The sequence below is a fragment of the Acetobacter sp. genome (genome assembly GCF_047723915.1).
Taxonomy (GTDB): Bacteria; Pseudomonadota; Alphaproteobacteria; order Acetobacterales; family Acetobacteraceae; genus Acetobacter.
Genome location: NZ_JBDOBQ010000001.1, coordinates 347,011 through 369,417 on the forward strand (window position 1 = coordinate 347,011; position 22,407 = coordinate 369,417).

General features: G+C 58.3%; 18 protein-coding genes. 11 read left to right on the top strand and 7 right to left on the bottom strand.

Annotated features, from left to right (window positions below; genetic code table 11):
• The first annotated feature begins 38 nt into the window (after positions 1-38).
• The 3 genes from ABF990_RS01590 (at position 39) to ABF990_RS01600 (ending at position 4,570) form a co-directional block, all read left to right on the top strand.
• Positions 39-1,847 carry an ABC-F family ATP-binding cassette domain-containing protein gene (locus ABF990_RS01590; RefSeq protein WP_415490110.1) on the top strand — a complete coding sequence of 603 codons (1,809 nt, stop codon included), beginning with the start codon at positions 39-41 and terminating at the stop codon, positions 1,845-1,847.
• A gap of 327 nt (positions 1,848-2,174) precedes the next feature.
• Entirely contained in the window at positions 2,175-3,383 is a 1,209-nt protein-coding gene (locus ABF990_RS01595; protein WP_415490111.1) for a cation:proton antiporter, read from the top strand.
• A gap of 353 nt (positions 3,384-3,736) precedes the next feature.
• Positions 3,737-4,570, top strand: coding sequence for an alpha/beta fold hydrolase (locus tag ABF990_RS01600; RefSeq protein ID WP_415490112.1), 834 nt, complete (start codon positions 3,737-3,739; stop codon positions 4,568-4,570).
• Between the two features lie 115 nt (positions 4,571-4,685).
• On the opposite strand, the gene ABF990_RS01605 is transcribed toward ABF990_RS01600, so the two are convergent.
• Together ABF990_RS01605 and ABF990_RS01610 are read right to left on the bottom strand one after the other, a co-directional pair.
• The gene (locus tag ABF990_RS01605; RefSeq protein ID WP_415499845.1) at positions 4,686-5,978 is read right to left on the bottom strand and encodes an MFS transporter; all 1,293 of its coding nucleotides are present in this window, start codon (positions 5,976-5,978) and stop codon (positions 4,686-4,688) included.
• A gap of 112 nt (positions 5,979-6,090) precedes the next feature.
• Positions 6,091-7,788, bottom strand: a complete 1,698-nt coding sequence (locus ABF990_RS01610; protein WP_415499844.1) for an alpha-keto acid decarboxylase family protein — start codon at positions 7,786-7,788, stop codon at positions 6,091-6,093.
• Between the two features lie 594 nt (positions 7,789-8,382).
• Here ABF990_RS01610 and ABF990_RS01615 point away from each other — a divergent pair.
• Genes ABF990_RS01615 through ABF990_RS01640 form a run of 6 tightly spaced genes read left to right on the top strand, consistent with a single transcriptional unit; the run spans position 8,383 to position 14,060 of the window.
• Complete coding sequence (locus ABF990_RS01615; RefSeq protein ID WP_415499842.1) at positions 8,383-8,970, top strand: amino acid synthesis family protein; 588 nt, start codon at positions 8,383-8,385, stop codon at positions 8,968-8,970.
• Positions 8,963-9,811, top strand: coding sequence for an alpha/beta fold hydrolase (locus ABF990_RS01620; RefSeq protein ID WP_415499841.1), 849 nt, complete (start codon positions 8,963-8,965; stop codon positions 9,809-9,811). The genes ABF990_RS01615 and ABF990_RS01620 overlap by 8 nt, the downstream gene beginning before the upstream one ends.
• Entirely contained in the window at positions 9,808-10,842 is a 1,035-nt protein-coding gene (locus ABF990_RS01625) for an LLM class flavin-dependent oxidoreductase (protein ID WP_415490118.1), read from the top strand. Before ABF990_RS01620 ends, ABF990_RS01625 begins: the two co-directional genes overlap by 4 nt.
• Positions 10,843-10,871: 29 nt before the next feature.
• On the top strand, positions 10,872-12,341 hold the full coding sequence (locus ABF990_RS01630) for an aldehyde dehydrogenase (RefSeq protein ID WP_415499840.1): 1,470 nt from the start codon (positions 10,872-10,874) through the stop codon (positions 12,339-12,341).
• 10 nt (positions 12,342-12,351) lie between these two features.
• Positions 12,352-12,672: an NIPSNAP family protein gene (locus tag ABF990_RS01635; RefSeq protein ID WP_415499839.1), complete on the top strand. Its 321-nt coding sequence runs from the start codon at positions 12,352-12,354 to the stop codon at positions 12,670-12,672.
• A complete protein-coding gene (locus ABF990_RS01640) occupies positions 12,669-14,060 on the top strand; it encodes a purine-cytosine permease family protein (RefSeq protein ID WP_415499838.1) in 1,392 nt (463 codons plus the stop codon). Before ABF990_RS01635 ends, ABF990_RS01640 begins: the two co-directional genes overlap by 4 nt.
• Before the next feature lie 137 nt (positions 14,061-14,197).
• Here ABF990_RS01640 and ABF990_RS01645 read toward each other — a convergent pair whose 3' ends face one another.
• Positions 14,198-15,115 (bottom strand): LysR family transcriptional regulator, encoded by a 918-nt coding sequence (locus ABF990_RS01645; protein WP_415499837.1) that lies wholly within the window; start codon positions 15,113-15,115, stop codon positions 14,198-14,200.
• A 150-nt stretch (positions 15,116-15,265) separates the two neighbouring features.
• Between ABF990_RS01645 and speB the strand changes: the two genes are divergently transcribed.
• Together speB and ABF990_RS01655 are read left to right on the top strand one after the other, a co-directional pair.
• On the top strand, positions 15,266-16,225 hold the full coding sequence (gene speB, locus ABF990_RS01650) for an agmatinase (protein ID WP_415490123.1): 960 nt from the start codon (positions 15,266-15,268) through the stop codon (positions 16,223-16,225).
• 149 nt (positions 16,226-16,374) lie between these two features.
• Positions 16,375-17,625 (top strand): MFS transporter, encoded by a 1,251-nt coding sequence (locus ABF990_RS01655; RefSeq protein WP_415506452.1) that lies wholly within the window; start codon positions 16,375-16,377, stop codon positions 17,623-17,625.
• A gap of 145 nt (positions 17,626-17,770) precedes the next feature.
• Here ABF990_RS01655 and ABF990_RS01660 read toward each other — a convergent pair whose 3' ends face one another.
• The 4 genes from ABF990_RS01660 to ABF990_RS01675 form a co-directional block, all read right to left on the bottom strand.
• Positions 17,771-18,523 (bottom strand): TetR/AcrR family transcriptional regulator, encoded by a 753-nt coding sequence (locus ABF990_RS01660; protein ID WP_415499835.1) that lies wholly within the window; start codon positions 18,521-18,523, stop codon positions 17,771-17,773.
• Positions 18,524-18,721: 198 nt separating this feature from the next.
• Positions 18,722-19,936, bottom strand: a complete 1,215-nt coding sequence (locus tag ABF990_RS01665; RefSeq protein WP_415499834.1) for an FAD-dependent monooxygenase — start codon at positions 19,934-19,936, stop codon at positions 18,722-18,724.
• 96 nt (positions 19,937-20,032) lie between these two features.
• Positions 20,033-20,986, bottom strand: a complete 954-nt coding sequence (locus ABF990_RS01670; protein WP_415499833.1) for a PDR/VanB family oxidoreductase — start codon at positions 20,984-20,986, stop codon at positions 20,033-20,035.
• A complete protein-coding gene (locus tag ABF990_RS01675; protein ID WP_415490128.1) occupies positions 20,976-22,022 on the bottom strand; it encodes a Rieske 2Fe-2S domain-containing protein in 1,047 nt (348 codons plus the stop codon). The genes ABF990_RS01670 and ABF990_RS01675 overlap by 11 nt, the downstream gene beginning before the upstream one ends.
• Between the last annotated feature and the right edge of the window lie 385 nt (positions 22,023-22,407).

Below are 22,407 nucleotides of genomic sequence, written 5' to 3' on the forward strand. Positions count from 1 at the left end.
CAGACATGTGGCGATAAGCCTCCGGCGAGCAGTAACCTATGGCGTCTCCCCCTCTTTTGAACCTGCAGGATATTACACTCACGCTGGGTGGAAGGCCGCTGCTTGAAGGTGCTGGCTTTGCCGTCGGTCGGGGGGAAAGGCTGTGTCTTGTCGGCCGTAACGGGTCGGGCAAGTCGACCCTGCTGAAAATTGCGGCCGGTGTTATCCAGCCCGATTCCGGAACGGTGTTCGTGCAGCCCGGTGCATCCCTGCGCTACCTGCCCCAGGAGCCAGATCTGAGCGCGTATGCGACTACGGGCGATTACGTGGCCGCGCAGATCACCGATCCGGCCAAGGCCTGGCGGGCAGCCCCCATGCTGGACGCTCTGGGCCTGACCGGCAGCGAAGGCACACAGCACCTGTCAGGGGGGGAGGCCCGGCGCTGCGCCATTGCCGGTGTTCTGGCCGCCGCCCCTGATGTGCTGCTGCTGGACGAGCCGACCAACCACCTGGACATGCCCACCATCGAATGGCTGGAGCGTGAACTGCTGGGGCTTGGCACGGCACTGGTCATTATCAGTCATGACAGGCGTCTGCTGGCCACGCTGTCGCGCTCGGTCGTCTGGCTGGATCGGGGTGTTACCCGCCGACTGGACGAAGGTTTCGATCGTTTCGAGGCCTGGCGTGAGGAACTTCTGGAACAGGAAGAACGCGACGCACATAAACTCGACCGCCAGATCGCGCGGGAGGAAGACTGGATGCGCTATGGCGTGACAGCCCGGCGCAAGCGCAATGTCCGCCGGGTGCGAGAACTGGCGGCCCTGCGTGCCACAAAGCGCGATGCCGTGCGGGCGGTGGGTACGGTCACGCTGGCAACACAGGCGGCCCCTACATCCAGCCGGCTGGTGGCCGTGGCGGAGCATGTCAGTAAATCCTGGGGCGAAAAGCGGGTTATCGATAACCTCGACCTTCGGGTATTGCGGGGTGACCGGCTTGGCATTGTGGGCGCGAACGGGGCGGGCAAGACAACATTGCTGCGGCTCCTGACCGGGCAGGACACACCCGATGAAGGCAGCATAAGCCTGGGGCCGTCCCTCAGCATGGTCACGCTCGACCAGCAGCGTCGCATGCTGGACCCCGAACGGACCCTGGCCGATACCCTGACCGAGGGCGGGGGAGATATGGTGCAGGTCGGCGCCGAAAAGCGCCATGTGATCGGGTATATGAAAGAATTTCTCTTTCGTCCCGAACAGGCCCGCACACCTGTCAGCGCTCTGTCAGGGGGGGAGCGTGGCCGTCTGATGCTCGCCTGTGCCCTGGCAAGGGCGTCGAACCTGCTGGTGCTTGACGAACCCACCAACGATCTCGACCTTGAAACGCTGGATATTCTTGAAGATATGCTCTGCGCCTATGAAGGTACGGTGCTGCTTGTCAGCCATGACCGTGACTTCCTGGACAGGGTTGCCACCTCGCTGCTGGCAACGCAGGGGGATGGTCGCTGGATCGAATATGCAGGCGGCTATACCGACATGCTGGCCCAACGCAACCAGCAGCCGCTTACAATAACTGCACCCGTACTGGAGGCAGCAGCCAAACCACGGGCCACGACGGCCAAGGTGGCGACAAAAAAGTTGAGCTACAAGGACCAGTACGCGCTGGATAACCTGCCGCGTGAAATGGAGAAACTGGAATCCCACGCGCAGGGACTAAGGGAAAAACTGCTCGATCCCAATCTGTATACCCGCGATCAGGCGGCATTCGAGCGCTATACAGACGAACTGCAGAAAACGGAAACGAAGCTGGCGGAATGCGAGGAGCGCTGGCTCGAACTTGAACTCAAGCGCGAAGCCCTGCAGGCTGAAAGCTGACCCATCCTCACAATAGAGTGAGAGCCCTGACCTGTCCCCAGCATCTCGCAGAGTTTTTGGGGGCGTTTGCACGGCAGATACCCCGGCGGGGGTGTGCGGGGATGGTATTGGAATATTCGGAGTGCTGTAATTTTCATGCAATAAAATATTGATTGGTAGGCATGAGAATATAAAAGACAATTTATTTTTTATACTTTTGTTGTGATTGGTATAGATTTTCTGGCGATGGCAGAAAATGCGGGAATTCCGATGCAATGGATTGATATTTGCAAATTTATGATTTTTATGCATAATAGTTCATCGGTATGAAAAAAAACGGATAAGGCGATGGCAAATATGTTTGGTATTATATCTGATATATTTGTATTTGTTCTTCTTCCGTGGCTTATATGGCGCGGTCTTGGACGACAGATACCTATTGCTGTAATCCCGATCTTGATCGGTATACTTCTGGCCGCGTTCCATGTTCCGGTCTCGCAGATTGGTATTCCCTCCGCCCTGGGTGAGGAAATCGGCTGGATCGCGGTACTGGTCATGGCGTTTACCGCCGGACTGGAAATGTGGCAGCACCCGGGGCAGGATACGTCGTCCGACGCTTTTGCCTCTCCGTCCATCGGGCGGCTTCTGGGCGGGGCTGTCGTTGCTTTGGGTGGTCCTTTTATTGTCGGCTCGGCCCTTGTCTACTGGTTTTTCCTGCCCCTGCCCGGCTGGCATGCGCCACGGGTAAGCCCGGGAATTGCCGCAGCGTCCATCGGTCTGTGTATTGCCGTCAGCGCCCTGCCCGTTCTGATTGGCGTGGTCCGTGAACTGGACCCGGTCCACAGTCGTGTCGGGCAACTGGCGCTGAAACTTGCCGTCATCGACGATGCCGCCTTGTGGATCGGGCTTGCCGTACTCCAGTTCATTGCCAAAGGCCCATCGGCCCTGCATGGCTGGACACATCTACAGTTTGTGGCGATCCTGCTGCTTATCGCGCTGACTTATGCGGGGTTGTGGGCGGCACGTCATTTCCGCCATCCCCCCCAATGGGTCATATGGGCAACGGTACCGGTGTATCTGGCGGCCGGGTCATGGGCGAGCCATCAACTGGGGCTGCACGAGCTGATCGGGGCCTATTTCGCGGGCGCCATCATGCCGCCAAGCTGGGTCAGGCGTTTGCCAGTTGAGCAGGTCGGGGTTTTCTCTCTGATGTGGCTGGCCCCCATGTTCTTCGGTCATAGCGGGTTGCGGATCGATGGCGATGCGCTGACCTGGCCGTCCATCCAGGGGTCGCTTATCCTCGTCGTCATTTCCATTGTCACCAAAATGGGGGCTGTGTGGCTTTTCCCGCCTGTGGGGGGGCTGAACACGCGCCAGGCCATGAGTATTGGTGCGTTGTTGCAGTGCAAAGGGCTGATGGAAATTGTCGCGGCGACCATCCTGCATGAACAGGGCATGCTGTCGGAATTCGCGTTCGCTGCCCTGATGGTGCTGGCAATTATTTCGACAACCCTGACCGGGCCGCTTTTCCGCTTTTTTGCAAAGGAAAAATCCTGACCTCTGCGGCCACCTCACGCACAGGACTGGTTGGACTGGCGATGTGGCGCAGTTTGTGAACCTGATATTGCGCACCTGACGGCATTGGGGGCGTTTTGCGCAGGTGGGAGCGATGTTCGCCTGTCAGGATCGTTCATGTGCAGGTTGTCTGGGGAAGAAAAATCATGAAGAGCAGGTCAGCCAAAAAAATCAGGGTCGCTCTGTTATGCGCAGGTCTCTGGGCATTGCCGCTGTCTGTCCGCCCCGGTGCCGCAGCCGACGTTTATGGTCCCAATCTGGAAGGATTTGCCTATCCGTGGCCTGTGGCGACATTCGATGTCATGTCCCAGCGACAGAAGTTGCACATGGCATATATGGACATTCGGTCTAAAACACCCAACGGTCGCACCGTTGTGCTGTTACATGGCAAGAATTTCTGTGCCGCGACCTGGGTCAACACTGTCAACGTGCTGGTTGCGCAGAATTTTCGGGTGGTCGTGCCGGACCAGATCGGTTTTTGCAAGTCGGACAAGCCGGATAACTACCAGTTCAGTTTTCAGGAGCTTGCGCGCAATACTCATGACCTGCTGGCCCATCTGGGCATAGACCGTGCGGTGCTGGTCGGGCATTCCACCGGGGGTATGCTGGCCATTCGCTATGGGCTGATGTACCCTGCATCGGTTGAGCAACTCGTGCTGGTCGATCCGATCGGTCTGGAAGACTGGAAAGCGCTGGGGGTTCCGTCCCTGAGCGTGAATGACTGGTACGCACGGGAGCAAAAGACGACGGACGCGAGCATACGCGCATATGAAACACAGGTGTATTATGCGGGCGTCTGGCAACCCGCCTACGAACAATGGGTGCAGATGCTCGCGGGCATGTATCGCGGTCCGGGTCGGGACATAGTGGCATGGAGTTCGGCCCGGCTCTACGACATGATTTATACCCAGCCCGTTGTTTACGAACTTGGACATTTGCGTGTGCCTACGGTTCTGATGGTGGGTGACAAGGATACCACCGCCATCGGGCGCGATGCTGCTCCGCCGCAGGTGCGGGCCACGCTGGGACATTATCCCGTGCTGGCAAAAAACGCCGTCGCCGCCATTCCGGATTCAAAGCTGGTGGAGTTTCCGGATCTGGGACATTCGCCGCAATTACAGGACCCCAAGCGCTTTCATGCCGCGCTGTTGAATGCGCTTGCTCACTAAGGTCCCCGGCCGCGTGGTATCAGGAGGGCTGACATAAAAAACGCCCGGTCTTGTGACCGGGCGTTTTTGTACCTGCTCATGCCAGCCGGGCACAGGGTGCCGCTGGCCATCATGCTTACTGCTTGCGGGTGACAGCCCAGCCGGTTTCGCGCAGGGCGAACGACAGGCCAATGGCAATGACAATACCGATAATCAGCGGCATGAACGCTTCGTGGTAGTCGGCCATGGTCATGGTCTGAGTTGACCCCATGAGGGCTGACACCAGCGGGGAAACCACACCGGTCGTGCCGAAAACAAGGAAGTTCATAACCCCGGCGGCCGTACCTTTGACCTGTGGCGGATTGGCTTCCTTCATGCTGGAGAACGGGATCATGGCAGCTCCAGAGGCAATACCCATGACAAGTGCTGTCATGTAGCGGGGCATGACGCCAACGGGCACATATAGCGCGCAAAGGCTTGCAGCCAGCAGAACCAGCGCACCGCCGATCAGGACCGGCTTGCGTCGCCCGATCTTGTCGGAAATCCAGCCCAGAAGCGGGCAGCCGATAACCCAGCCGATCGGCACCATGGACACGTCGGATGCGGCAAACGCCATGGTGGTGTGTTCGCCGTTGCTCAGCATGGATGCTCCCCAACCCAGAGCGCCGATTGTGGTTGGCACGAACAGGAGGCCGCCGATCAGCCCGGCGTACCAGCTTTGCGGGTTGGAAAAAATGATCTTGAAGGGTTGCAGCAGGTTGGCGGGGGTCAGCGCGCCATGGTGCTGTGTGCTGTCGCCCGAATCATGCGGCATGATGAACCAGACCGCAGCGGCAAGGGCCAGTCCCAGCACGCCAAAGCCCAGCCAGATATGGGGCCAGGATACATGGAACGCCCCGGCGGGGTCGATCAGCATACGCGTGGGTTTGGAGCCGAAAGCAGCCCCGGCCATGCCCAGGCATTGCGTCAGGCCGACAAACAGCGCGAGTGTTCGTGCTGGCAGGTAGCGTGCCGCAACGTAGGATGAGCCCACAAAGGCACAGATCGCGCCAATGGCCTGAATGATATAGCCGCCCACACCGGCGGCGGCACTGCCCTGTGCAAAAATCAGGCAGCCAACCCCGGTTATGGCAATAAAACCGGGCAGTACCGAATGCGCGCCATAGCGGTCCAGTAGCACGCCAACGACCAGCGCCATCAGCGCATAGACAATATAATATGAGGCAATCATCAGCCCCAGATGGCTGTTGCCCCACGCTTGCGTGAGCTCGTTCTGCATAATGCCGGGAGCAGAGCGAATGGCGTATTGATAGAAATAGAACAGCGCACACAAAAACCAGGCCAGAACGTAAAGCGGCTGGAGCTTCTGGGGCTGTTCAGTGGCAGCCGGTGCGGCTGTTGCCCCGGTGGGCGAAGATGTGGGCGGCATGTATGCTCCCGAGACGCAGGATATCTGAAAAGGGCCGGACATGGCAGGCGACCGTCAGGCCGCCTGCCATACTGAGCAGTCGCTTGCCGAGCAGTTGCTTACTGGGCAGTCCTTACTGGGCCGGCGGGCGGGCGTTGGCGGTCGCCACATGCCGCCCCCAGGAGATCAGCTCGCTCGTGCAGTCATCCCGCGGGATGACGCATTCGATCAGCACAGGCCCGTCCTTGTGGGCGAGCGCTGTCTTGACGGCCTCGTCCAGTTCGCCTGCGGTTGTGGCGCGCAGGCCCTTGCCTTTGCCGTCCTGGGCATTGAACGATTCGACAACCGCCGCATAGTCCCAGTTCTTGATGTTGTTATACGGACCGTCGTGAATCTCCACTTCGATCGTGTAACCAGCGTTGTTGATCAGGAAGATAATGACCGGCAGCTTGCGGCGGGTCATCTGTGCGACTTCCTGCGCCGTGAGCTGGAAGGAGCCGTCACCTACCATGAGGATGTTGCGACGTGTCGGCGCACCGACGGCATAGCCGAACATGGCCGGCACGGACCAGCCGATATGCCCCCACTGCATTTCGTATTCGACGCGTGCGCCACGCGGCAGTTTGGTGCGGCTGACATTGAACCATGAATCGCCCGTTTCACCAAAGATGGTCGTGTCGGGGGTTACAATGGACTGCAACGTACGCTGGATATGCTCACGCGTCAGCTTTGCCTCTTTCGCGGGGGCTTCGGGGGCGGGCACCGCAACGCCACCACCGATCTGCTTGTACTGCAGCATGGTTGCGTCTTTTTTGGCCTTGCCGGCAAAATGCTTGGCAACACCGTCCAGCAGGTCACGCAGGTGGATGGCGTTGAAGCTGAGATCGCCCAGCTTGGTCACGTCCTTGTCCGCGTTCACGACATTCGCGCCCTTGGGCCAGGCGGTCCAGCCTTCGGTCGAATAGTCGTTGAAAATACAGCCCAGCGCCAGAATGCCGTCAGCCCAGTTGAAGATGTCGTTCACCTTGGGCGAGCTTGCGCTGCCCCAGAACGCACCAATGTAGCCGGGGTGATCTTCGGGGAAGAAGCTTTTGGCGGCACCCATGGTGGCAACGCTGCACCCAAGGGCATCGGCCAGGCGAACGGCTGCGGCTTCGGCCCCGGCGGCACGCAGTTTGCTGCCGATCAGGATCACGGGCTTGTCCTTGCCTTCAATGAAGGCGGACACGGCGGCAACAGCGGCCTTGAGGGTCGCGGCGTCAGAGGCAGGCTCGGTCACGACGGCGCTGATCGGGCCAGGGGCGCGGCAGGGCTGGCCGGAGACGTTGCAGGCGATTTCGATATAGGCGGGTTTCTTTTCACGCAGGGCGGTGCGGATCACGTGATCGATTTTTTCGGGTGCATCTTCAGCCGAGGTGATCGAAACGGCGGCACAGGTCAGTTCCTTGGCGATACGGAGCTGATAGCCGTAATCGGGCGTGCCGATCGTATGGTGCAGGATATGGCCGCTGCCATGATCGTTGGAGTTCGGAGCGCCTGAAACCAGGATGACCGGCAGGTTTTCAGCATAGGCCCCGCCAATGGCGTTCAGTGCGGACAGGGCCCCGACGCTGAAGGTCACGATGGCGGCGGCGGCACCGTTTGCACGGGCATACCCTTCAGCCGAAAAACCGCAGTTCAGTTCGTTGCAGCAGTAAACCTGTTCACAATCCTTGTTCTTGAGCAGTTGATCGAGAAGAACGAGGTTGTAATCGCCGGCCACGGCGAAATGATGCTTCAGGCCGATCTGGGCGAAACGTTCAGCAAGATAGGTACCAACTGTGTATGACATATCGTTTTTCTCCTGAGTGAATATGATTTTTGTTTTTATTCTTGTCCGAAGGAAAAATTCCCGCCTGCGGAAACTGCGGCCATCCGCCTTCTTGGGGCGGCACCCGGGGGCTGTGGCTTGCGGGCGGCAGGACCCTGCTGGTCCAGCCGGCCACAGCCAGCAGCAGCGGGAATGAACCCGCTCCGGGTGGAGTCCGCATGAACCATGGTACGGATTGCAGCATCCCCCTGAGGGATGTGCTGGCACCAAAGAGGACGGAGCGGGTTCTTCATCGCAGGCACTCTACACGTCACGGGCCATGATGGAATTGACCGATATCAATTATGCCGAACATGACAAGTAATTAATAATAACATGACTGGCGGGGATGTGCCGGCATGCGTGGTGTAGGCGACTGATTCCGGTTTTGGAGCGATACAGCCCGGAAAACTGCGGATCAGTGGAAGCTGCGCTGGCAATGGATTTCGGATTTGAGGCCCATAGTAGGAAATAAAGTTTCGTTTTAAGAAATTTTTGTTGCTTTCAACGGATAACGACCCGATACTTCCCGCACCACTTCAACCCGCCACTCTCTTTGATTGGAAGGCCTCGCCCATGACACTGTCTCTGAGAAAAGTCGTTTGCTATCAGGAAGACGTCCTGATCGAAGGGGGAAAGGTCGCCCCTGTTCCGCTCCAGCTTTTTGCTGTTGCCGCCGTGATCAGGAACCCATGGGCCGGCCGTGGCTTTGTCGAGGACCTCAAGCCCGAAATTCATGCTGTCGCACCCGTTCTGGGCGAATTGCTGACATCGCGCATCATTACCATGACAGGTGGCGGCGACAGGATCGAAGGGTATGGCAAGGCGGCTGTGGTCGGGACGGAAGGCGAAATCGAGCATGCTTCGGGCCTGATCCACACCCTGCGCTTCGGCAACCATTTCCGCCGTGCGGTGGGGGCAAAGTCGTATCTGGCTTTCACCAACACCCGCAGCGGGCCCAATGCCCCGATCATGATCCCGCTGATGGACAAGAACGACGAAGGCCGCCGTTCGCATTACCTGACCATCCAGTTCAGCATCAGTGACGCTCCGGCTCCGGATGAGGTGGTGGTCGCACTCGGTGCGTCCATCGGCGGTCGCCCGCATCACCGTATCGGTGATCGTTATCAGGACCTCGCCGAGCTTGGCAGCACTCATGGCTGAGACCCCGCCTGTGCAGGATGGCCATGTCGGAAAGACCCGGTTCAGGGTTATGCAGCCTGCGCACGCAGGGGCGGATACCCTGGTCTTCCTGCACGGCGTGGGTATGCAACTGGAGTTCTGGCAGCCCCAGTTGGCATATTTTTCGCAGAACTGTCGCTGTGTCGCCTATGACATGCTGGGCCATGGCGACAGTCCGCTCCCGCCTGCCGCACCCACACTTGCCGATTACAGTGCCCAGTTTCTGGACGTGGTTGAGCATCTGGGCCTGGGACGGGTCACGTTCATCGGTCATTCCATGGGGGCGCTGATCGCGATCGACGCTGCAATCCGCTACCCTGACCGTGTCGAACGGCTGGTAGCCATGAACGGGGTGTACGATCGTACACCGGCGCAGAAGGCGGCCATCGCAGCCCGTGTCGACCAGCTTGACGGCACTGTACCGGACTGGTCGGCAACGCTGGACCGCTGGTTCGGGGGCGAGCCTGCGGCTGACGCGCTTGCCCGGCGGGCCAGCCTGCATGACCTGCTCATGCGTATCCAGCCGGAAGGGTATGCCCGGACCTATCGCCTGTTTTCGGTTTCGGATCAGGTGCATGTTGACACGCTGCCGACACTGCAGGCCCCTGCCCTGTTCCTGACCGGCGAACTCGACCCGAATTCGACGCCTGCCATGTCCGAGGCCATGGCCCTTGCCTGCCCGAACGGACGGGCCAGCATCCTGCCCGGTGAGCGCCATATGATGAGCTATGTTCATCCTGCGTCCACCGATCGCGCAATTACAGAATTTCTGCATGAAACGGGGACTGAAAATCTCCCTGTTTTCAGGAGTCCCACACCATGAAGTTCTCGCTTTTTGTTCATATGGAACGGTACCGGGCTGACCAGACCCATGCGGAGCTGTTCGACGAACTGGAACAGCTTGTGCAGATTGCTGAAGCCGGTGGCATGGAAACCGCCTGGATTGGCGAACACCATGGTATGGAATTTACCATCGCCCCCAATCCATTCATTAATATTGCTTATCTGGCGAGCAAGACATCGCGTATTCGTCTGGGCACGGGCACGGTTATCGCGCCTTTCTGGCACCCGCTAAGGCTGGCGGGGGAAGCCGCCCTGACCGATCTTGCCACCAAAGGCCGGCTTGACCTGGGTATTGCCCGTGGCGCGTATGCTTTTGAATATGAGCGCATGCTGCCCGGGCTGGATGCCTGGACCGCAGGCCAGCGCATGCGTGAACTGGTACCGGTTCTGCGCAAGCTGTGGGCAGGCGATTACGCCCATGACGGCGAATTCTGGAAATTCCCCAAATCGACTTCGGTGCCGAAGCCAACGGGCGGCGACATGCCGCTGTGGCTGGCCGCACGTGACCCGAACTCGCATGCATTCGCAGTGGAAAATGGCTGCAATGTGCAGGTGACGCCACTGGCTTCGGGCGATGATGAGGTGCAGAGCCTCATGGACCGTTTCAACGCGGCCTGCGCCCTGCATCCTGATATTCCGCGCCCGGATGTGATGTTGCTTTTGCACACATACGTCGCGTCCAGTGATACGGATATCGAGCAGGCTGTCCAGGAATTGAGCCGTTTTTACTGTTATTTCGGCGCATGGTTCAAGAACCAGCGCACCATAGAAAACGGGTTCATCGAGCAGTTGAGCGACGCGGATATGGCGGAAATGACCATGTTCAGCCCGGACGTGATTCGCAAGAACCTGGTTATCGGCACAGCGGGCTCGGTCATTGACCGGCTGAAAAGCTATGAAGCCATGGGTTATGACCAGTACAGTTTCTGGATCGACAGCCTGATGCCGTTCGAACGCAAGAAGGCGTCGCTTGAGCGGTTCATCAACGAAGTTATGCCTGCTTTCGCCTGATTTCCGACACGCCCAAGGATACAAGCCCCATGCGGGAATTCGAGCATTACATAGACGGTCGTTTTGAAAAAGGTCAGACGAACTTTGAAAGTATCGATCCCGCAACACAGAAGCCCTGGGCGCTTATGCCATGTGCCAGCGCGAACGATGTCGATCGCGCGGTGCGTGCCGCCCATCGGGCTTTTTCCGAGCCCCAATGGGCGGGGCTGACGGCAACGCAGCGTGGCAAACTGCTTTTCCGGCTGGCGGACCTGCTGGAACAGGCCGTGCCCGAACTGGCGGAGCTTGAAACACGCGATACGGGAAAGATCATTCGCGAAACGCGTGCCCAGATCGCTTATATTGCGGAATATTATCGCTATTATGGCGGTCTGGCCGACAAGATGGACGGCCGTTATGTCGCCATCGACAAGACTGATACTGAGGCCTACCAGCAGCGTGAGGCCATAGGGGTTGTGGCGGCTATTGTGCCGTGGAATTCGCAGCTTTTCCTGTCTGCCGTCAAGCTCGCGCCAGCATTGGCCGCAGGCTGCACCGTGGTGCTCAAGGCATCCGAGGATGGTCCGGCCCCACTGCTCGCCTTTGCACGTGTAATTCATGAGGCGGGCTTTCCACCGGGTGTGGTCTCGATCCTGACAGGTTTTGGGGATGAGTGCGGCAAGGTGCTGACCAGCCATCCCCTTGTTGCACGTATTGCCTTTACGGGTGGGCCGGAAACAGCACGGCATATTGTTCGTAACAGTGCTGAAAACCTCGCGTATCTGACGCTTGAGCTGGGTGGAAAATCACCAGTCGTGGTGTTCCCCGACGCGGATCTGGACAGTACGGTCAATGCTGTCATTTCGGGTATTTTTGCGGCAACCGGCCAGAGTTGTGTTGCGGGGTCGCGTCTGCTGGCCCACCGCGACATTCTGCCGGCCTTGCTGGAACGGCTGAGTGCGCGGGCCATGACAATTCGTATTGGCGCGCCCGATGACATGCAGACCGAATTCGGCCCTTTGGCAACAGACCGCCAGCGTCGCCATATCGAAGATCTTATCGCCCGCAGCCTTGCTGCCGGTGTGACGCTGGTCACGGGTGGGCGGGTACCGCAGGGTTTTCAGACCGGGTTTTATTTCGAACCGACAATCCTGCTGTGCGACAATGCTGACGCCCCCTGCCTGCGGGAGGAGTTTTTTGGACCAGTGCTGAGCGTTCTGCCTTTCGATGATGAGGCAGATGCCATAGCCAAGGCGAACGATACGCCCTTTGGCCTTGCCGCGGGCCTGTTTACACGCGATCTGGCGCGTGCCAAGCGTGTGACGGCCCGGCTTAGGGCGGGTATTGTCTGGGTCAACACCTATCGCATGATCTCTCCTCTCATGCCGTTTGGCGGATTTGGGCTGAGCGGGCTGGGGCGTGAAGGCGGAAGTGAGGCCATTCTCGATTACATGCGCACCAAGTCGGTCTGGATCCGCACGTCGGACGAGCCGATCGCTGATCCGTTTGTAATGCGGTAAAGAGGTTTTCATGATTTACGAAATTCGCACCTATCAGCTCAAGACGGGCACAGTACCCGCGTATGTCAAGGCCGTGTCCGAAGAAGGGATTGCGATACAGAAAGACTATCTCGGCACACTGGTCGGATATTTTTTCTCGGAAATCGGCCCTCTCAACCAGATCGTGCATATCTGGGCGTATAAAGACCTGGCCGATCGGGACGCGCGACGTGCGGCCCTGGGTGATGATCCCCGCTGGGTGGCGTTTTTGCCCAAAATCCAGTGTCTGATCGAGACAATGGAAAACAAGATCATGAAGCCCCTGCCCTTTTTCGAGACCACACCTGTATGACCCGGGGTGCTGTCTCCGAGGATAGTCCGTATGAGATTGTCGAACAGAACAGCGCCTCCTTTGTCCCGCTTTCCGCGCGACATGGACAGGTCAGGGACCTGTTCACTCTGTGGTTCACCACCAGTATTGCCCCTTTTCCCATTGTAACGGGGGCAAGCATCGGCTTGCAGTCGCATCTGTCCCTGTTCTGGGCGATCAGCGCCATTTTATGTGGTCATCTGCTGGGTAGCCTGGTGCTGGCTGCGTGCTCGGCCCAGGGGCCGCAGATGGGGCTGGCGCAGATGGTGCAGGCACGCGGTCAGTTCGGCCGTTACGGTGCGCTGCTGATCGTTTCCATCTCGGCTCTTTTGTATCTGGGTTTTTTTACTTCCAATACGGTGCTGGCCGGTCAGGCGCTGCATGGGCTGGTGCCGGTCGTAGGCATTGGCACCGGGGGGCTGCTGGCGGCGTTCTGCGCCGTTACGATCGGCATTCTGGGTTACCGAACCATCCATCTGCTCAACCGGGTCGGGATGTGGTTCATGGCCACGGCCCTGCTTGCGGCCTTTGCCTGCGTGCTGGCGCGTACCCCGGCTTCGGCCTGGTCCCTCCAGGGCTTCAACACTCTGGGCTGGCTTCTGTGTTTTTCGACATCGCTGGTCTGGAATACGTCTTACGCGTGTTACACGTCCGACTATTCGCGTTACTTGCCGCCATCGGTGGGACTGCGGCGGCCTTTTCTGGCCAGTCTGGCAGGCTCGGCGTCGGGTGCGGCGCTCAGTTTCATTTTTGGTGCGGTCGTCGCGGCCAGCATGCCCCAGTTGCATGATCCGATGCAGGCAGTGTCGTCCGCCACGGGGTGGCTTGGGCCGGTTCTGCTGTTCCTGTTCCTGCTCAATATCATCAGCCATAACGCGTTGAATGTTTACGGCGCGGTTCTGGCGCTGATAACCATGCTCCAGACCTTCATTGCGTCGTGGGAGCCCGGTCGGGGTGCCAGGATCGGTATTGCCGGTGTGGTTCTGGCTGGCTGTCTTGGGGTGGCTGGTGCATTCGCGGACAGTGCTGTTCCGGTTTTTATCAATATTGTCGTGGCACTTCTTATTGTTCTGGTACCGTGGGTGACGATCAACATCTGTGATTTCTACATCTTGCGGAAAGGACAATACGATATAGCGTCGTTCTTCCGGGCCGATGGCGGGCGCTACGGGTTGTTCGACTGGCCGGCCTGTGCCGCATTCCTGATCGGTGTTGCTGTCCAGCTTCCTATTACCGCAAACGCTTTTTTTACCGGCCCGGCTGTACACCTTCTGCACGGGATCAATATTGGCTGGCTGATTTCTCCCCCTGTGACACTTTTTGCCTTTCTGGCCCTGCGCAGGGCACGCGATGGAAAGCGACCGCAATAGCCCTCTGGCGTTTAATCTGACCTGCATATTGCGCGGCATGCGGGGCTTGCCGCGACGTGCTTCGATGCCCCTGGGTCTGACACTGCCATATGACGATCATGCAAGGGTCGTGATCTTCTGGTAGCGAAGAAATGCGCTTACTGCGCTGTGTTTGGCATACCGGTGCAGGCGGACAGTACTTCACGGATCAGGATTTTCTGTGCTGCCGATTGCCGGTCGGATCTGCGAACGGCAATGCCGAAACGTGAAATCTGGCGCCATCTGTTGTGCCCGAGACAGCGCATGTCATCACGCTGTATCCAGATCTGTGCATAATGTTCAGGAAGAAAGCCGATGTAACGGCCTGAGAGAACAAGAATGGCCTGCGCTTCCATATTCGATGCGGCGGCCGTTCCCCTGGCGTTGGGAAATTCGCTCAGGTCCTGGCTGGAGGCATAGCGCCGTACCACGAACGGATGTGCCGCAACATCGTCACGGGTCAGCCCGGTATCCGCCGCGCGATGATAGAGCGGGTGGTTCTTGCCGCAGAACAGCGCGTGGTATTCCAGAATCATGGGAATGAACACGATGCTGTCGTTGTTCATGAAACCGGGCATGATTGCGATGTCGAGAGTGCCGTTGGAAAGTTCTGTTATCAGATCTTCCGGCGAGGCAACCCGGACGTTCAGCGAGACATCGGGGGCGATCAGTCCAAAACGGTGCAGAGCGACGGAAACCGGCAGGTCGGGATTGCTGATGGTATTGTCAACCACGCCCAGCCTGACCATGCCCCGAATATCATGTCCAAGATGTTGCACGGCGCTGTTGAACGCGCCCAGGGCCGAAAAAAGGGGTCGGCTTTCTTCATAAACCAGCCGCCCCTGTTCGGTCAGGGCAAAGCCCTGTCGACCACGGTGGCAAAGCACCGCGCCAAGCCGTTCTTCCAGGGATTTGAGATGCTGGCTGATGGCGGGCTGGCTCAGGCCCAAGGCGACCTGCGCGCCCAGAAAACCCTGATGTTCCACCACGGCACGAAAGACCTGAAGGGCGCGGATATCCGCCGGGGCAAGCTGCATGGACTAATCGACCCCTTTGCATAAGTAGAGCCAATATAAAGATCAAAACTTTCATATGTGCAAGGCATGCCCGCTTATCGTATCGACAGTGAAACGGGCTGCGTCGTGATGCCGACTGCCCGGTCCCTTATCGCGACAGGAAAATTTGTCTTGGCCAAGAACAGTTATGAATCCGGGCGGCTTGACCTGCCATTTGTCGGAATTTCAACATTCGGAAAATTTCCTCTGGCGTTGGACTGGGACAATATTCAGGCCGATGTCGCGATCCTTGGCGCCCCGTTCGATATGGGAACCCAGTTTCGTTCAGGCACCCGGTTCGGACCGCGCGGCGTGCGTGCGGCCTCGACCCTGTTTTCTTTCGGTCACGCAGGCGCTTATGACCATGAAGACGACGTAACCTATCTGGAGCAGGCCCGCATAGTCGATATTGGCGATGCCGACATGGTTCATACGGATACCCCGACCAGTCACGCCAATATTGAAAAAGGGGTGCGCGCGATCCTGAAGGCTGGAGCCATTCCAGTCGTGATCGGTGGGGATCATTCGATCAACATTCCCTGTATCAACGCATTTTCCGATTTTGGGCCGATTTACATCATCCAGATCGACGCACATCTCGATTTTGTGGATGAACGGCATGGTGTACGCAATGGTCATGGCAACCCGATGTGCCGCGCATCGGAGCACGCGCATGTCAAAGGAATTTCCCAGTTCGGTATTCGCAATGTGTCGTCCACCGCGCGCGAAGGCTACGTGGCGGCGCGTGCGGCGGGGTGCGATATTCTTTCCGTGCGTGATGTCCGGCGTCTGGGGCTTGAGGCCGTTCTCGCGCGGATACCCGAAGGGGTGCCCTATTACCTCACGATCGATATCGATGGTTTCGATCCGTCCATTGCGCCGGGAACGGGCACGCCCAGTCATGGGGGATTCCTGTACTACGAAGTGCTGGAACTGTTGGCTGGCGTTGCCGCAAAAGGCCCGATTGTGGGGATCGATCTTGTCGAGGTCGCCCCCCCCTACGACCCGACGGAAATCACCTCTATCCTCGCGGCGCAGCTTCTGCTGAACTTGATCGGTCGTATCCTGCATTATCGCACGTGCGCGGCGTAACGTTCGCCCGAACATGTTTGTGCGGTACCCATCAGGCCTTTTATGTCATGCGCGATGGAACACGGTGAGATTGCGGGGGCGCTTGTGCCCTGCGTGCCGTTTCCTGCCGCAGTTGTGCGGTCATGAGCGCTGAAAGTCGGTAACGAACCATGGATCGCCGTTTGATACCGCTTGTGCTTGGGTGCTTTTTAGGCACGTTTCTGGAATGGTACGACTACGCGCTATACAGTTACCTGGCGACATCCATTTCGGTAGCGTTTTTCCCCACGGGTGACGCCTCCGTTGCGCTGATGGAGACTTTTGCGGTTTTTGCGCTTTCCTTTCTGGTTCGGCCATTGGGGGGCATGTTCTGGGGCTATATCGGCGACCGTTTCGGACGTAAGCTGTCGCTTTCGGCCTCTATTCTGCTGATTTCATGCAGCACCGCCTGTATCGGGCTTATTCCCGGCTATCGCACAATCGGGGTTTACGCGCCCGCGCTGCTTCTGTTCTTCAGGCTGTTGCAGGGACTGTCTGCCGCCGGGGAATACGCCGGGGCCGCCATTATTCTGGCCGAAACAGTGCCTGCCAGACTGCGTGGCGTGCTGACCGCTGTTGTTCCTGCGGGGGAAGCCATGGGGCTGCTGGCCGGCGCCTGCCTGATTTTTGGTGTCTCCGCACTGTCCGGCACCGGCCCTCTGCAGGACTGGATGTGGCGCGCGCCCTTTCTGGTGTCGGTGCCACTTGGCCTTCTTGCATTTTTCCTTCGTCGCAATGTGTTTGAGACAGCCCCCGCACCGGCCCTGCCCCACGACCTTGCCCCCTTGCGGCATCTTGTCAGCCAACATAGCCGTATTCTGCTGATCGGGATGATGGCTGCGGTGCTGGACGCGGTGGGTTTTTATTTTGTACTGACTTTCCTGCCAACTTTTCTTGCCTCGGCGGGGCTCATTGCAGCCCATAGCCCGGTGAAATGGGAAATCCTGCCGCTGCTAATTTTTGTTCCCGCCGTTATGGGTGCGGGCTTTCTGGCGGGACGGTGGGGGGCGGGGAAAGTTCTGGCCCTGTCGGCACTGTGTTTTATTCTGTTTTACCTGCCGCTGTTATGGGTCATGCCCTATCTGCCATCGGGCGGTATTCTTGCCTGCGAACTGCTGCTTGCGGCGTTCCTGGCTCTCGCGGATGGTGCCTTGCCGTTCTTTCTGGCCGGGCTGTTCCCGGCTGAGGTGCGCTATTCCGGTTTTGCTGTATCTTTTAACCTGTCAAATACCATTTTCGGTGGTACGACACCGCTTGTCATGACTCTGTTCGGTCATCTGAAGCACGCATATGTCCTGTCTGCCGGCTGGATTATAGGTGCTGCCTGCCTGACATTGCTGGCCGTTTACATGGCCTCGAACAGAGTTAACGCCACCCCATGACACCGGATGGGCCAATGTATCGGGTGCATGGGCCATGCCCTGGGTGGCGATATGGGCCGTAAGTCGGGACGGCGGCCGAATTATGCGTCCAGCAGGCAATGCCACTCGATCCGTTGGATAGATTTAAAAATTTCATTTCAGCGTATCATGTTTTTATCTTGGGTTTGTTTTCCGCACGGGTTTGCCGCGTGTGCTCCATCTGTTCGTTCTGGTTCTGATGCGGCGTAAAAGCATATGTGCTGGGCGCAAGCATACCGCCGACAAAATAACTGGCGAGCCGGTCTATTGTTTCGTCTATGTCATCGCCCCGGTAACGTTGGGTCGAGACTTCATCCAGTCGGGCGACATCGGCCAGAACGTAAAGATACGCCCCGATCATGAATGTCATGCGCCAGTGGATATCCGCAGGGTCTATATGGGGTAATGCGTTTTCAAGAGCGGCGATATAACGCTGCGTGACTATATCATAGACGTCCTTACGGATCTGGAAGGCATTGTATTCTGGCTCGGTATGAATGCGGGCCTGTAGCCTGCTCCAGGCGGTATACTGACGTTTGATGTCAAACTGCGGTCGTAAATAGGCAAGAATGATATTCCGTGCGTCCGGGGGTGTGCCGTTGGCTGCGGCCTCGACGGCATCCAGGGCCCGCATGCGCAATGTGCTGACCTCGCTCCCGCGCCGCTTGTATACCGCCTCGAACAATGCCTGTTTGGAACCGAAATAATAGCCGATCAGGGCCTGGTTGACCTCAGCGTGCCGTGCGATGTCGCGCAGGGTCGTGCCCGCGAAGCCCAGAGCTGCGAACTGCTGCTCAGCAACATCGAGAATGGTATCGCGGGTGGCGAGAGATTCCGCCGGGCGTCCTGGCTTGCGTGGTGTTTTGGCTGTCTTGCTCATGATTCTGTCTCTTTTCCCCTCATGAGGTTTAGCCTCTTGAAACGAGGTGGAAAAGTACAATCCAGAACGCCCGGAAATGTTTCGTTCATATCCCCCAAAAGCCGGTAAAAAATTCGCGGGGCAACGCGGAAGGAAACATTCGGGGCAGAGCGGGCGGACGTTACGGGAGCGATTGTAAGGTGGAATGTGCCACAGGGCTCATGCTGCGGTCTTTACGCGGTCAGGGTCGAAATCGGTTGCGTTATAGGCGTAGACCCAACTGGCCTGAATGCCCGAAGCATGGGGATTGAACAGGCCCTTGATCTTGTAGCTCAGATCGCGTTTGAACTGCGCAAGGCGGCTGCGTTTATGATAAGTCTTTCCACGTTCACGTGATTCAAGCTGCACTCGACTGGTGCGTGGCAGGCGTTCGCCCTCATAGGCCTTGAGCGCTGCGGGAATGTCATGGCCTTTGGCGGCAAGGGCCCTGCCCAGAACGAAGGCGTCTTCAATGGCCATGGCGGCACCCTGTGACAGGAACGGAAGCATGGGATGTGCTGCATCGCCCAGCAATGTGACATGACCTTTGGACCAGCCTGTCATGGGGTCGCGGTCGAACAGCCCCCATTTGAAAACCGAATCCGTGCGTTCGAACAGTTTGACAAGATTGGAGTGCCACCCTGAAAAAACCCCCAGCAGTTCTTCGCGCGAACTGGGTACGCTCCACGATTCCTCAACCCAGTTGCTGGATTCCGTTACGGCCACGATATTGACGGCCGCACCGCACCGTACGTAATACGTTACGACATGCGCGCGCGGTCCCATCCAGAAAGATGAATCGGGGCTGACAAAATCGGGCATCTGATCGAAAGGCACCACGGCGCGGTAGCACATCTTGCCCGTGAAATTTGGTGCCTCAGCGCCAAAAAGCGCGCCGCGTACCGTGGAGCGCACGCCATCGGCCCCTACGATCAGGTCGGCTTCGTATTCGGTGCCGTCATCGAAAATTGCAGCGGCTTTGTTGCCGCGCTGTTCCACACCCACGCACCCGGTATTGAACTGTGTGATATCCGCAGGCAGGTCGGATGCCAGCAGGGCATGCAGATCGGCACGATGGACGTGGTAGAACGGGGCGCCATACAGGCGCGGGCATTCGCCAGCCAGCGGCGTGCGAAAGTTTTCCTGTGCGGTTTTCCAGTTCCGGCCAACCAGCGCCTGCGGCAGAAAAGCGATTTTCTCCAACCCGTCTTTCAGTCCGAGTGCCAGCAGGACTTTGACAGCGTTGGGAGTCATCTGAATACCGGCCCCGACTTCGCCGAAGGCGGCGGCCTTTTCAAACAGACGGACTTCGATCCCCGCCCGCAAAAGGGCGCGGGCCAGTGCAACGCCGCCAATGCCGCCGCCGATAATACCTACCCTTGTTGTGTTGCTCATGGTGTTATCCAGTTCAATGCGTCCCCGGCGGCCCGAAGCAATATTTTTGGCTTCAATGGCGCGGAGTGGTGTCGTTAAAAAACACTGTTTGTCTCGTCAGATATCCAGAACAAGGCTGTCATCCGCTGCGCGGGAGCAGCAGATGATCATCGTGCCTTCCCGCTCATGCGTGGCGGCGGGCCACACCGTGTCACGGTGGTCCACCCGGCCTGCAAGCACACGGACCTGGCATGCGCCGCAAACACCTTCTTCGCAGGAATAGGGAACGTCTATTCCTGCGGCGAGACAAGCATCCAGAATGGTTTCCGTCGCCCCGATCTCCAGCGTGCGGTTCTGTCGCGCCAGCGTGACGCTGAACGGGGCTGACGGGGTGCCGGCGGGTGTTGCCGGGGCTTCGAAATACTCTGTATGCAGGCGTTCGGCTGGTCTGTCCGCAGTCGCGAGGTCGAAGGCCTCCAGCATGCGCAGCGGGCCGCAGCAGTAAAGCTCTGTGGTGGGGGCAATGCCCGGTAAAAGATCCTCAAGCCTGGGGGCTGCTTTTTCGCCGGTTGCGTAAAGTGTGACATTCGGGTCCGCAGCCAGGGTGTCGGTATATAAAAACGCGTCGGATGTTCTGGCCCAGTAGACCAGGCGGACGGGTTCAGCGCGGGCGCGCAATGCGTGATAATGGGTCAGAAGCGGCGTAACACCTATGCCGCCGGCAAACAGAACGCTTTCTGCCTTTGTTGTACTGACAGGAAACGTATTGCGCGTTGCCCTTGCGGAATATTCGGCGCCGATCGCTGCCTGCGCATGCAGGGTCCGGGAACCGCCGCGCCCGTCCGGCAGGCATTGCACCGCTATGCTGTAGCTGCGTCCCGTAGGGTCCAGTTCGACCAGGCTGTATTGTCGTGTAAGGCCGGGCGCAATGTCCAGGTCGATATGCGCGCCGGGGCTTGCCGGGGGCAGGATTGCCCCATTTGCGGCAGTGAAGCGGAAAATCCTGGTATCGCGGGCCGCCTGCTCTATGCCGTCAAGCCGTAATACGACGTTCGTGGGTTCAGTAGACACCGTAGGTTACTCCCAGGTCGCGCAGCCAAGACCGGTAGCGCTGGCCCATAAGGTCGGTCCGGTGGTGCAGTTCGTAGCGTAGTTCGACGGGAATGCGCTCGGGTCTCTGGGTTTCAACGATTTCGCGGTCCTGGTTGAACACAACATCGGCGCGTTTGCGGGTCTGTTCCGGGTCCGGAGCCGGTTTGATGTTCAGGGCGGCACAGATGCGTACAACGGACTGTTTTTCGTTAATGGCCTGCACGGTAAAGAATGTCGTGAACGTGTGGCTTACATCCGTGACCGGATTGCCCTGCTTGTCCGCGTCCTGTGTGCGCTTGGAGAAATAGGCCACAAGAGGGCGAAAGGCATGGTACGTATAAAACGCAACGACCGGCACCCCTCGAAAATCGCCCTGAGGCTGAAACACCCTGACTTCTGAGGATTTCAGGCCGGTCGGTGTCAGTTCGACACTATAGGGCAGAAGCCGGTCCGGGTTTTCCGTAACGCCGTTCAGCCCGGCATGAACGAACGGGAAATGGGTTGCGTCGATAAAATTCTCGACCGAACGGTAGCCATTGGCTTCATAAATATAGGGGCCGGAATGCACCTTGATGAAGTCCGCATCGTCCCATTCGGGAAAAACAGGAATATCATGCGTGGGTTCGCCCAGGCTCATCCACACAAAGCCATAGCGCTCCACGACCTTGTAGGTGAAGGCGGTGGCTTTTTTCATGGGCGTTTCGTCAGGTGCCGCGGGCATGAGCGTGCAGCGCCCCTGCGTGTTGTAGCGCCAGCCATGGTAGGGGCAAACGACCTGATCGTTCTGTATCCACCCCTTGGAGAGCCGTGCGCCGCGGTGAATGCACAGGTCTTCCCACACATGCACAACGCCATGGCTGTCGCGCCAGAGAATGAGATCGCGTTCAAGAAGCGTGAACGGGTAAATCTTGTCAGCTTCGAAATCGGTTGAAAATCCGACAACATGCCAGTCGTTGAGCAGAACGGGGTCCTGGCAGCCGTCACGCTCGGTGATGGGAAGGGCTCTGGTGTTCATGATCTTGGTCTCCAAGGCGGATTCGCCAGGGCCTGGCGCTGATATTAGTCATACGTTTAATATGAAAATGCGGTACCGGCAATTAAAATGTTACGATCGGTTATCAGACATCCATTGCGGTTGTTGCCCGTGGGTATAATGCTCTGCTTGCTCCCACTGCTTAGAGGCTGTTTCAAAAGTTAGTCGGGTCGGTCTGAGCGGGTCTTTTCCGGCCTGAATACGTTGGATTCTTGCCCCGATGCCCCGCATCGTGGCTTCAAATCCGCCTTTTCAGGCCAAAAAATCCCTCGCCAGCCCTCTGCCGCCGACTTTCGAAACAGCCTCTTAATAAAAACCTCCCTTAAGGATGGGGTCTGAAAATTCGCCCTCCCCTCTCTGTGCCTCA